The organism is Pseudobdellovibrionaceae bacterium (assembly GCA_020635075.1).
Lineage (GTDB): Bacteria > Bdellovibrionota > Bdellovibrionia > Bdellovibrionales > UBA1609 > JADZEO01.
Map to the genome: position 1 here is coordinate 360,785 of JACKAM010000002.1, position 12,901 is coordinate 373,685.

10 protein-coding genes are annotated in these 12,901 nt (G+C 48.8%); 1 reads left to right on the forward strand and 9 read right to left on the reverse strand.

The genetic code is table 11. The features are described from left to right. Positions 1-31: 31 nt before the first annotated feature. The 6 genes from menB to H6624_11405 form a co-directional block, all read right to left on the reverse strand. On the reverse strand, positions 32-856 hold the full coding sequence (menB, locus tag H6624_11380) for a 1,4-dihydroxy-2-naphthoyl-CoA synthase (protein ID MCB9084940.1): 825 nt from the start codon (positions 854-856) through the stop codon (positions 32-34). 151 nt (positions 857-1,007) lie between these two features. Then, entirely contained in the window at positions 1,008-1,676 is a 669-nt protein-coding gene (locus H6624_11385; GenBank protein ID MCB9084941.1) for a TetR/AcrR family transcriptional regulator, read from the reverse strand. Beyond that, positions 1,673-4,846, reverse strand: coding sequence for an efflux RND transporter permease subunit (locus H6624_11390; protein ID MCB9084942.1), 3,174 nt, complete (start codon positions 4,844-4,846; stop codon positions 1,673-1,675). Before H6624_11390 ends, H6624_11385 begins: the two co-directional genes overlap by 4 nt. Positions 4,847-4,858: 12 nt before the next feature. Further along, complete coding sequence (locus tag H6624_11395; protein MCB9084943.1) at positions 4,859-6,325, reverse strand: TolC family protein; 1,467 nt, start codon at positions 6,323-6,325, stop codon at positions 4,859-4,861. Between the two features lie 200 nt (positions 6,326-6,525). After that, positions 6,526-7,080 carry a hypothetical protein gene (locus tag H6624_11400; protein MCB9084944.1) on the reverse strand — a complete coding sequence of 185 codons (555 nt, stop codon included), beginning with the start codon at positions 7,078-7,080 and terminating at the stop codon, positions 6,526-6,528. Positions 7,081-7,159: 79 nt separating this feature from the next. Further along, complete coding sequence (locus tag H6624_11405) at positions 7,160-8,848, reverse strand: hypothetical protein (protein ID MCB9084945.1); 1,689 nt, start codon at positions 8,846-8,848, stop codon at positions 7,160-7,162. A gap of 78 nt (positions 8,849-8,926) precedes the next feature. Between H6624_11405 and H6624_11410 the strand changes: the two genes are divergently transcribed. Then, entirely contained in the window at positions 8,927-9,577 is a 651-nt protein-coding gene (locus H6624_11410) for a hypothetical protein (protein MCB9084946.1), read from the forward strand. A 138-nt stretch (positions 9,578-9,715) separates the two neighbouring features. Here the strand turns inward: H6624_11410 and H6624_11415 are convergent, their stop codons facing one another. From H6624_11415 to H6624_11425, 3 genes are all read right to left on the reverse strand, one after another. Further along, positions 9,716-10,384 carry a hypothetical protein gene (locus H6624_11415; GenBank protein MCB9084947.1) on the reverse strand — a complete coding sequence of 223 codons (669 nt, stop codon included), beginning with the start codon at positions 10,382-10,384 and terminating at the stop codon, positions 9,716-9,718. Positions 10,385-10,408: 24 nt separating this feature from the next. Continuing rightward, positions 10,409-11,284, reverse strand: coding sequence for a hypothetical protein (locus H6624_11420; protein ID MCB9084948.1), 876 nt, complete (start codon positions 11,282-11,284; stop codon positions 10,409-10,411). Positions 11,285-11,538: 254 nt separating this feature from the next. Beyond that, entirely contained in the window at positions 11,539-12,879 is a 1,341-nt protein-coding gene (locus tag H6624_11425) for a hypothetical protein (protein MCB9084949.1), read from the reverse strand. Positions 12,880-12,901: the final 22 nt, after the last annotated feature.

The following is a 12,901-nucleotide window of genomic DNA, read 5'->3' on the forward strand; positions in this document are numbered from 1 at the left end:
ATTGATCTCTTAGCCTGGCACTAAAGTCCACTTATGGCAGGCGGGGGAACTTAGAAAAATCTGGTGGTCGCTTTTCGACGAAGGCATTTTTGCCTTCTTTTGCCTCTTCACTCATGTAGTAAAGAAGAGTGGCGTTGCCAGCCATATCCAATAGCCCCATTTGTCCATCACAGTCGGCATTCATGGCCGACTTCAGACAACGAATCGCCAATGGCGAGTGGACCATAATCTCGCGACACCATTTAAGAGTTTCCTCTTCCAACTGATCTACAGGAACAACGGTATTGACCAAGCCCATTTCCAAAGCCTGCTGGGCATCGTACTGGCGACACAAATACCAAATTTCGCGGGCCTTCTTTTGACCGACGATGCGGGCCAAATAGGAGCTACCAAGACCGCCATCAAAGGAGCCGACCTTGGGACCGGTTTGTCCAAAGCGAGCGTTGTCACCAGCGATGGTCAAATCACAAACCACATGAAGAACATGACCACCACCTACAGCGTATCCTGCGACCATGGCGATCACGGGCTTGGGGATGGAACGGATTTGCTTTTGTAGGTCCAAAACATTCAGGCGAGGAACACCGTCACCACCCACATAACCCGCATGACCGCGAACTTTTTGATCGCCCCCGGCACAGAAGGCCTCTTTGCCTTCACCGGTGAGAATCACGACGCCAATGCGCGAGTCTTCGCGGCAAACTTCAAAGGCGTCTTTGAGTTCCATCACCGTCTGTGGCCGAAAAGCATTGCGCACTTCTGGGCGATTGATGGTGACTTTGGCAATGCCGTCCTCGGTCGCTTCCAGTTTGATGTCGGTGTATTCCTTAATGGGCGTCCAAGACTCCTTTGCCATGCCTGCAAATCCTCGGTTTTAGATGTGAATAGACGACCTGTGCTATAGCGCAAAATAATCGAGGGGACCAGTAGTTTTGCCCACCAAAAACCCCTACTGGAAAGGACTTGCCGTCAAGAGAGCACTCCTCCGAGGGATTTTATGCGATGCGCTATTTGCCCTGAGTAGCCCCCATAAAGCGGGCCTGGTCTTTGCCGTGAGTTTGCAGATAGGCCAAGGTGGCCTCTACATGCAAACGGATCAAATGACGGATGCGATCCGGGGCGATGTCGGGATTGGATTGGCAGGCCTTCTTCATGTAGGACGTGCTGTGCATAAGCGCCCAATGGGCAATGCTTGAAAACAACACCCGAACGGCCCAAAACTTTCCGGCCTCACACACTTCTTCCCCCAGTTCTTTTTCAATCACGGCCAGCATAATCTCACCACCTGGTGGTCCGACTCGTCTGGGGTTGGCGCAAAAGGCCTCCATCTCACCTTCAGGTTCAGGAATGGAGTCAGACAGAATGAGCTTAAAGGTATTTTTGACCATATCGCCATTTTTGAGCATCAGATCAAAAACTTTCAGGCAAAACTGCACCAGGCTGTCCTCCTGTGCGGCAATGGCCTTCATGTCTTCAGACAAACGGTTGTGAGCCATCTCGTAGATTTGCCAATAAAGACTCTGTTTGTTCTTAAAATGATAGTTAATGGCCGCGATATTCACTTCAGCCTTGCCCGCAATGTCGCGGATCGAAGTCCCTTCGTAGCCGTAACGGGCAAATAAATGGCTGGCGACTTCGAGAATTTTCAGTCTTGTTTCGCAAGCATCCTTGGTCATGGCGACACCTCTTTGATGGTTTCGGTGACCACGGGCGAATGAGATCTCACTCGATCACCCCCTTGCTCTTCCACAGAATCTTTCCTCCCAATCAGGCGGCCGCCCAGTCGACCAATATCTTCGATAATCGCATAAGCGGCTGGTACCCAAATGAGGGTTAGAATCGTACCGCTCGTCAATCCCCAGGCCATCGCCAATGTCATGGGGATCAAAATAGCGTCGGAGCCGCCAATTCCGTAGGCCGTCGGCAATAGTCCACTGATGGTCGTCAGTGAACTCACAACAACGGCGCGAAGTCTTAGTCCTGAAGCCTCGACCAGCACATCCTCCAATGACAGGGATTTGTCCTGGCGCAATTCATCGATAAAGGTAATGAGCACAATGCCTGAGTTGACGATGATGCCACCCAATCCAATCATACCTATCATGGCCAGAAAGCTAATGGGCCTGCCATGGAGAGCAAAGGCAATGGAAAAGCCCACCAGCCCCAAAGGAATAGTGGTCATGATCACGCCTGGGCGCAAATACGAATTAAACAGGAAAACCAGAAGGGCAAAAATTCCAATGAGCGATAGCCCTAAAGCATTCCACAAGCTGTCCATGGATTCCCTGGTATTCTCAGCTTCGCCGCCAAATACCAGAGAGACATCCTTGTGTTGGTTGCGAAGCCCCGCAAAGATCTCCTCCATTTTCTTATTGGCCTCGATGGCTGTAATCACAGCGTCATCGATGTCCCCTGTAACGGTCTTGCTGCGCTTGTAATCAAAGCGCTTAATCTGTGGAGAACCGGTCTGCTTACGAAAAGTGGCGATGCTGCCTAAGGGAATCAAATTCCCTTGGCGGTCCATCACCTTCAGCTTCTCCAAATCCTCTAGGTCTCGGCGAAACTCCGGTCTGAACTGAACGCGAAGATCCACCTTTTTATTGTTCAAGTTGACGTTGGAAACTGCCTTGCCTTGGACAGCAGCCCTGACCGTATCACCGATCATCTTCACCTCAAGGCCAAGTCGATCGGCCTTGGGGTAGTCAATCTCTACGTAAACCTCATCATCACCAATCACATCGTCCGCACGCATATCGCGAACACCCTCAATCTTACTCATTTCCTCGATGACCTTGGTGACCACTTGGTTGAGGCTTTCCGCATTGTTCGAGCGGAAAGTACCATTGATGGGCTCTCCCACCGGAGGTCCATTGACCATAGCCTCAAAGGTCACATCGGCCCGGCTGTCAAACTTCAGGGCACGAAGCTTGGCCAACATCTCGGTGTGTTTGATGTTATTTTTGGCGTACTCGTCCACATACATGGTGATAAAGCCCACCGTGTTGCCGGATTTGCCTTTGGGGTCAGAAGGCCCCACCTGCACCGTGCCTGTGCGGGCCACGGCGTGGAGCATATGCTCGCCAATGGCCTCTTTGGACTTAACTGAAACCTCTGCTAATACCTTGTCGGTAATTTCTAGCTGGGTGCCTTTTGGGGCTTCAATTCGAGCAATATAAATTTCGGTCTGATCGGCCGGGAACAACACCATCTTATTAAAGACGGTCATCAATACAATCGACCCCACAAGACCAACCGTAAAAATACCCAAAGCAATGTATCGGTGCTGGACCGTCCAGCGCACGATTTTCTTGAATGGCTTGACGGCTTTGGTTTCAAACCAGTCTTTGGATTCCTCTTTAAACTTGTCCCGCTCCGAGCTTGAGCTGACCAGACGCATAGGAAGAAGGAAAAAACTCTCACCCAAGCTCACAATCAGGGCGACACTCACCACAATGGGAATGTACTTGATAAACTGCCCCATAATGCCGGTTGTTACCAACATGGGCAAAAAGGCTGCAATTGTCGTAAAAACGGTGGCTGAAATAGGTAGAGCCAATTGGCGAATCGATTTGAGGGCCGCCTCTTTGGCATCCAAACCTTCAGAGCGCCTAAGACGAGTGAAGTTCTCACTGATAACCACACTGTTATCGACCAGCATTCCAAGGGCAATGACCTGAGCAAGTATGGTCACGGCGTTAAGGTTCATATCAAAGATGGGCATGAAACCCAAGGAAGCCATCACCGCGATCGGCAAAGACAAAGAAGCCACAAAGCCAATTTTGCCGGGCAAAAAGATCATCAAAAAAACAATCACCAACACCAGTCCACTCACTGCATTCGAAGTGAGCACCTCTAAGCGGTTTTTCACCCGTTGGGATTCATTGTTAAAGATGGTGAATTCAAACTGATCTCCGTACTTCTCTCGAAAGTCGCCAACTTTCTCGTCAATCAGTTTCACCATGGCAATGGTGTCGGCCCCACCCTTTTTGAGGACGGTCAGAAGAGTCGCTTCCCGGCCGTTATAACGGGTCAAAATGCGGGCGTCTTCTTCCCCGTCTTCGACCGTGGCCACATCTTTCAAAAAGATCTGTTGGCCGGAGAAATTCGATCGGATCAAGACATTAGCCAACTCTTCGCGGTCACGAATACGACCCTCAATGCGCAGCAAATCCTGAGTCTCACCTTTTTTAAGTGAGCCTCCAGGGACATTGATATTGCGAGCCTGGAGCTTACCCAGGACTTCATCCACCCCAATGTGCAGGGCGCGCATGCGGGCTGGATCAAGAATCACGTTAAACTGACGCTTCTTGTAGCCGTCCTGCCTCACACTTAGAATCGTCTTCACGTCTTCCAGGTCTTCTTTCAAAAGATCCGCAACCAAATCCCTCTGGCGATTTACATTGCTGCCAATAATCGCCAATTCCACAACCGGGAACTCTTCCGATTTGATTTCTAAAAAAGTGGGCCGCTCGCGGAGATCGGGGGGGAGATCATTCACGCGGTCCACTGCCCGCTGAAGATCTGCCATCACCTCCGGCACATTCACGTTGTCGATATCAGCGCGAATCAGAATTTTACTAAGGCCCGCCTGGCTGACCGAGCGCACATCCTTAATTCCAGACACCGAACGGATTTCATCTTCCAGTGGTTTGGTGATTTTGGTTTCCACGTCCTCAGGAGAAGCCCCGTCATAAGAAGTTGTTACCTGGGCCATGGCAAAGTCCACCGCGGGAAAACTTTCCGCATTCAGCCGCAAAAGACCGCCAATCCCGAACACTACCACAAACAAAGACAGCACGACGGTGAACTTGCTATTATCAATAAAAAACCGAGCCCATCTTTCCATTTGCCGCTTCCTTTACAACTGATTCACTTCACAGGGGTAATCAGTAAAGACTTGAAAATAATCGAGCAGAGTATGCACAACTGAGAGTTTAATATTCACTTCAGCCAAAAGACTTTGAAACATGGCATCTTCATCATTGATCAAGGCCGTCACCGGCACCCGGGCCTGGAGGTATTTACGATTCATCACCTTGAGTGACTTCTGCAGATTGGTGCTATTCACCTGAGCACTGGCAATGGACTGTTGCAAGAGCCGAATCAGAGGACCGATCTCCTCATGCTGACTGTTGATGCGGCCAAGGAGTTTTTGTTTTTCGGCGAGAAACCTTTGCCGATCCAAATCCGCCAAGATCTTTTCCGTCTTTTTGCTCTGTCCCCCTAAAGGAACAGAGACCAACAGCCCTACCGCATAGCCTGCTTGGCCGTTGTCCTGAAGATCTTCCGTGGAAAGGGATGTTCCCTGGTCCACTCCGCTTACCTGAACCTCAGCACTTAATTTGACATCCACATCACTGTGGGTGGCGGTGATTCTTTTTTGACCCAAATGCTCCTGTTCAAGGAGCTTGACCATTTCATCAAGTGAAGTCGCCTCCCAGGGGGTTTCCTTTTTGCCGGCAATGGATTGGGTGCAGGCCAAGACCCCGTTAACGGCCTTGTCCAAATCATAGGGGGCGAGACCCAGGACCTGCTGATGAAGACCGGGCAGCTGTTCCTTCAACTGGCGGTACAAAATTTCCTTTTGGTATTCGAGCGAAGTCAAATTCCCCTGCCGGGCAGCCACCAGAGCTTCCCACCGGGCCACTTCACCCGCATCGCCCACTGAGTTGCGCAGGCGTTGTTTGGCATCTTTCAACTGTCGATGTGAGGTTTCCAAAAGCCCTTGGGAGATGCGCCAGGCCTCCTGGTTGGCCACTAAGGACCAATAGAGTTTACGCACATTCAGTTCAAAGCTCTTTTGTTGAACGACACTGTCCAGTTTTTGAATCTCATTGCGCAGACTCAGGTTTTCCAACTGGGTGTGACCTGTCTTTCCCAACCAGTCCCGCCACAAATCCATGGTGGCTTTCACTTGAAGTCCGGTGCGAGTGGCGCGGTCAATACTGCCATCGGCGGTTGATCTTTGATCGGTAAAGGCATGAACCCCAACAGTGGTTCCATAGGACGATGCCTTTTCCACTCCCAGTGACAACAAATGTGTGGGACCAAAAGTGGGAATAAACACGGCAATGGATTTCTCTTTTGAGTTTTGATAATTGCCCTGGCCGACAAATCGGGTTTGGTATCTCTCTTCCAGTTGTCCCAATTGTCCTTCTACCTGCAGCCTTCCGGCTTCAATTTGTAGGGCAATGGGAGCTTCCTGTTTGGCCAATTCCACCAGCTTTTTTTCATCCAAATTGAGTGTCGGCGCCTGCGCCCAGGCCGAGCGCACCGCCAGTAGGGTGAGTCCCACAACCGCGATCATCCACTTCAACTGCTTCATCTCTTCGCCCTCTTTCCGGTTTGGAATTCAAACGTTTGTTTTAATTTACCGGAAAGCCCCCTCCCCCACAAGGACATTTTCAAACAAACGTTTGAAATTTCTCAAATGTATGTAATTACTGTATTTAATTGAATCTCAACCTGGATCGATCAGCTGCATCCAAAAAAGAACATCGGCACCCAGACTGCCAAATACATGGCTTAATCCGCTCCGCGCATACAGCCCCGATCTGGCTCTTCCCAAACCTCATAGTTTGGCGTTATCTCTATACCAGATTTTACTCGTCGCCCTTTGAGCGTCGTCTCTTTTGCCGGTCGCAAACAGCGAATGTCAGAAAACTTGATTCCCTTTTTGGGAAGCTCCTTTGGGAAATCAATCACGGACCCAGCTGGAATTACCCCTTCAGGCAACTTCAGATCCTCACAAAGCTTGATCTCAAAAACTTCCAGCGTCTGCGCGTGCTGACCCAAGTATTCACAGATCTTGATGCCATTGATCGTGATGGGGCCTTTAAAGTAAACATGCCAAAGGTCAGATCGACCTTCCACCACAACACCGGCAGGGTAATTGCGCCCACCCATTTCAACTTGAGCAGTCGTCGTTAGCCCAACATTCAGACCATCGATTGGATCCATGAGATTCAAGCGGACATCAACTTTTTGAAAATCAGTCTTGGCAAAGAAGGGGATTACCTTGAGGTTCTGATTTTGATTCTCAGACAATGATGATGTTGGATTTTTAGCAGAATCGGCCAAGCACCTCAACCCACTCAATCCAATCAGACCAAAACAGCAACTCCCCATGAATCGAATTATTAATTTCCAAAATGCATTACTATTGAGCATTAGGCACTAATCCTATATGAATATGATGATAGTGACCTTTAATCATCTTTGTCTTGAATTTGATCGGCTGATTTCCAACACCACTATCAGGAAATGGTGTGAGATCGCACTCAACATCCGGAGTCGAAAAGTCATCAACACACTTTCCTATCGGCACCAAAGCACCACCTAAGCTCTCAGCCAACATTTCTTTTTGTTCAATAGTCCCCGAAAGCATGATCCTCTGCTGCCATCGCTCTCTTGCGGGAGCCACAGGAGGAGGTAAATTGGGCTGTGGTGGCGGTTTTTTGGGGCCAGGAGAAAAATATATGAAGGCTCGCGGAAACCGCTGCGTTAGATCGGTCCATTTGTGTCGATTGTACACGGTCCAGCGACTTAGGCGTATTATTGCACGTAAATTCCTGGCGGCAATTCTGCGGTTTTTCTCTAGCTCCAAATTGTAGTCAGGCACACTTACCGACGTCACACTTTGGGCAATCAACTCAGGACATACTGAAGATGTGGCCAGACAGGCTTGACGGGCGGTCTCGCTAAGTCCCTCAAGGGCTAACAAGAATTCTTTGGAATGGTCCCAATCCTTGATTCTCCTAGTAGCGTTAGGATGATCATAATAATTCTCAAAACTGCCCTTAACCTCACATGCTGATTGCTCGTCAGGAATCGAGGGTTGACTCACGACCACAGCCTGAAATTCAAACGGGATCTGATCTCCTGAACCTACCGCGAAGGCAGAGCAATCTTGATCCGAAAAATACCTAAGATCCATGTGCTCGCCATCCTTGTGAGACATATGGGTGGTGTTCAGTGCTTCCTCCTGATAATTTACAGAAAATCTTCCCCCAAAAGGCAGAGACCCATCGTTGCACAGTGTCCTCACTCCCATGACATTGGTGAGGTAATGAACCACTTCTGCCATTTCAGATGAAACATAGCTACTCATGGAAGTACTGTAATCTCTCGTACAGCCGCCTGCAACGTAATTATGGGGCTGATTATCCTTACGTCTCAAATTGAACGAGGTCTTAAAGGTTCTTTCTAGTGGCTCGCCCGATGTAACCTTGAGTCCAGTTTCCGTTTCTGTACCCACGAAGGTGTAAGCAAACTTTAGGTCGCTGATCTTTCTGGAGTTGTGATTGGCCCAATTATACTTTTGCGAAATGGTCGTCATCATGCCTTCAATGTGATCCTCAATGCCTCCTGACGCCAAAAGCTCAGAATAAAGAACGTCCTTCTTTTTGGCATTCCCGGTATTTGTCGCGTGGTCTTCCCTGAGTGGCAGATCAAATTCCAATAAATCGTGGCTTTCGTTGCCAACAAAAACCCGAACGCTGTCCCAGGTCACCTTGTCTTCATTGTATTCCGCAGTAAACGAGTACCGGGGTACAAAGCGACCACCCCTGTTTTTGTAGGTATTGGAAGTTTCAGTGCTCTGAAATAACCCTGTTAAATCCAAATCAACAGGAAACAGCCCCTCTGTTTTGCTCAAGGACCGCTGAGCATCTCCGGTTGAAGAGTAGATCTGACTGGCTTGTTGGCTGCTGGGGACCGATGGCTGATCGGCGTCTCCGTTGGTTCCTTTGTTGATTGCCGTTAACTTGATGTAGTCAACCCTGGGAAAAGAGACGTAACAATGAGCCCGATACTCAGTTTCCCATTGTTGAGGAGCAGTTGGTATCATCTGAAGCTGTATCTTTCCGAAGGATTGATTTAAGTGGAGTGACCGTCACTTTTTGGTATTGCAGTACAATACTAAAAGTTGACGGTCACCTTACTACAAAACATCTCGCGAAGCTTTAGTGAGGATGAAGAGGGCGGTCAAAGCAGCAACCTCGGTCAGTCCGTGGACAACGAAGACTTGGGAGCTGCCCTCCGCTACCAACCCGAAACTGAGAAGGACTGGAGCCTGGGAACGGATGCCGGTATCAAACTGGTTTCACCCCCTGATCCCTTTTTGCGCTTTCGTATGCGCCGTACCTGGTGGCCAGGAAATTGGGAAATCCGCGCCACAGAAACCGTCTTTTGGTTTAAGTCCGAAGGCTATGGTCATACGGAATCCCTAGAGTTTGACTATCCTCTCAGCCTTTCTTTTCTGTTTCGTTTTGCCAACCAGGCCTCCTGGCGCAAAAATGATCTGGAGTACCGCTTCGACAACACCCTTAATTTGTTTCAGAGAGTGAGCGACCGCTTGGCCATTGCCTACACCGCCGGGATGCACGGCCGCGATGTTCCGGCCGTCGCCGTTGATTCCTATTCCTTTGGCGTCAACTTCCGTCGCCGCATTCACAAAGACTGGTTGTTTTTCAACATCAAACCTGGCGGCTTCTGGCCCCGTGAAGAGAACTTCACTTATGTCGCCTCCATCAGCTTCAAACTCGAAGTCATGATCGGTCAGGGCGAAACATGGTAGGCTGCCAACTCCGCCCTCAATTCAGCACAAGTGTTTGAGTCATTCAAACACTGTTATTTTGCCGCAGCCGACAAGCCCATTAAGCCAGTCAGAAATTCTTTAGTATAATCCCAATCCAGAATTCGCCGATACACGTGATTACTCACTTTCGGAGGTTTCCCACACTTGAACCTCACACGAAGTGATCTTGTCAGGGTCCGATGGCATTCCCGTTTCAGATCGAGGTGCAAGGATAGAGCCCGTCAAAAAGGTGCGGCCCTTGAACTTCATACTTGCCCCAGGTGAAATACACCCTACTTCGGGCCACCTCTGACCCGCCTTAACCTTGCCGTTAATAAAAGAGACAAAGGAACCTCCCGGTATCCTCAAACCATTGATCTCCGAATCCTCACATAGCTTGAGCTCAAAAATCTCCAGCGTCTGTGCGTGCTGGCCCAGGTTGCCACATACTTTTATAGAGTTCACTTCTACAACCATCTTCTCTCCACCCAGGCGGAAAAGAGTACCTATTCCCGATACAAATGTTCCTCGCGGATAGGTAATACCCCCTATCTTCACAGGCTTTTTTACCCATAATTTAACAACAAAGTCTGTAGGGGATGGCCCCTCATTAAACACCTGGCTTATGTACACATTGTCCCAAACCATATCTTTAAAGATCGGCCACTTCGATAGCTTTTCCAAATCATCCTTTAGGACAACTGGAGGACTACTCTTCATTACCTTAGGGATATCATCGTTCGAATCTGCAATAACGGAGACCGAGACAACAATCAAACAACTTAGAAAAGCACTTCTCCAAATCATGACAGATCTCCCCCTCAACCAATATCACTGATAAATTCCCAAATGTAGATGATCGATATGCCCTGACGCACCATCGTTTCTCAAATTCTTATTATCTCCAGGCTCTTGGTGTAAATCACACTGGGCATCCTCATCGCACGATCCAATTCTCACTAAACCCGAACCATCTGCAGACAGACTCAACATGTCATGGTCATCCACTGTTCCATCTAAAAATAGCTTTTTCTGCCATTCGGGGCGGCTATCAGTTTCCTTAATAAATGAAATCATCACCTGAACTTTATCAAATCTCAGACTCAACGCTGTCCACGTTCGTCTGTTATACACGACCCATCGACTCAGTCTTTTCATCGCTGCTAGATTCCTAACGGAAATCCTTCGGTTCTTCTCTAGCTCCAGATAGTAATTGGAAACACTAGCTGGCGTGATTTTTTGGGCAATTAGCTCGGGACAAGTCGAGGAAGTTGTCAAGCAGGTTTGACGAGCAGTCTCGCTGAGTCCCATCATGTCTGCCAGGAACTCCTTTGTATGGTCCCAGTCCTTAATCCGCCTCGATGCTTTTGGGTGATCATAGTAGTCTTCAAAACTACCTTTAGTATCACACGCGGAATGCTCATCAGGGATCACAGGCTGATTAACATTAATCGCTCCTTGAAACTTGAACGGAATCCGATCTCCCGGATCTACCAAAAAGGCAGAGCAATCTTGATCCGAAAAGTATCTAAGATCTATATGTTTTCCTCCATCGTGGGTACCATGTCCCAACTGAGGGATATCCAGATTAACTCGAAACTGACCACCAAAAGGCAGAGACCCATCGTTGCACAGCGTCCTCACTCCCATCACATTGGTGAGGCAATGAACGACTTCCGCCATTTCAGATGACACGTAACTACTCATCGTACCACTGTAATCATCTATGCAGCCGTTCACAACGTAATTATGGGGCTGATTATCCTTACGTCTCAAATTGAACGAAGTCTTAAAAGTTCTTTCTAGTGGCTCGCCTGAAACAACCTTGAGTCCTGTGCCGGTTTCTGTACCCACGAGGTAGAGTGACCGTCACTTTTTGGTATTGCAGTACAATACTAAATAGTGACGGTCACCTTACTAAAAGTATGTCTGTATCTGGATAATTGGGATACCCCGCTGAACTACTTCGTACAGTTCCCGGGTGAAAAATCCTTGTGAATGATTTTACCATTCGAAATTAACCCAAGACTTCCCTTGGGAAGGACTGTCCCTAGGATTTTAGTATCCTGATCCACATGGATACAGCGGATAGGTGGGAATCCTTGACTGATCCGTTTTTCATGACGGCCAAAATACAAGGTCGCCCCCTTAGGTAATTTCAATCCGTTGATTTTGGCATCCTTCATCAGTTGCAAAGAGCGAGGGTTGCCGTTGTCCACATCAAAAACCGCTGTGCCGCCAAACTCCGCACCTCCATATTTGATCGACTCGGCCCCAAACAGCACCTGTTCTTTCCCATCCGGACCCGCAACAAAAATGAGAGAGCCTTTCGGCCGTTGGAGATCATAGAACCGAAAGTCCTTTTTGACCGAAACCACATATCGGATGTCTGGAAATGAGGATCCAAGCCTTATCTTCTTAAGGGAGGAAATTTGGCTGTAGGCCAGTACATAATCCTCTGGACTTAATTCCCTCAATCCCGGGGCTTTCCGCACGGAATCGAAGTTCTTTGTTTCTCCCGCCCGCCAAAGTAGCTTTCCATTTTCATCCAAACCCTCTTTATCCGAGCTTTTACCGGTGTGGTCGCAGTTAACACATGGCGCCTCCGTCGCCGGCGGCTCCACAATGTCGGGAGGGGTGTAAAGGCAGGTGTTCTCATTAAACTCCAGCTGAAGCTTTCCCGCATCATCTATATGAACCAGTCTTCTCTTCCACACATGAGTCCCCTGGATCGTCATATCCTCCTTCCCCTGAAGGCAAACAATTGGCGGAAACTCCGAGGTTAATGGGCCCCTATGGCGCCTAAAGTTGATTGATGTCAACTTAGGCAGCCTAACTCCATTAATGACTACATCTTTCAAGGTTCTGGCTTCTCGAGGATTTCCGGTATCGATATCCATTGAGCTTACTGCTATCTCTTTTCCTTTCCACAGGGCAGCGGATTCACCAGAAATACGCATTTCTGGTCCTCCCCACACTCCACCTAGTCCAGTTATCTTTGTGCCCTTCCTGCCATGTACCTCATAGATTCGGAAGTCCTTGTTAATGATGAGTTCAAACTGAATTTGAGGAACTGCGAAGCCACTTTCCGGATCAGCTTCAAGATAATCACTAATACTCAACTCATAGTCACCAGGCTTCAACTTGTCCAATCCCGGAATACCCATCAAATATTTGATACTCCGAAGCTGCCCTTCTGTCCATGGTGTCCCCTCTGAACCACCAGGCAAGGTAACCAATCCTTCCTGACCCCAACCTGCTGCGCTCCAGGCAATACAGAGAAGAAATATCAACGTCTTCACATCAACTCCCCATCGGTCTCTT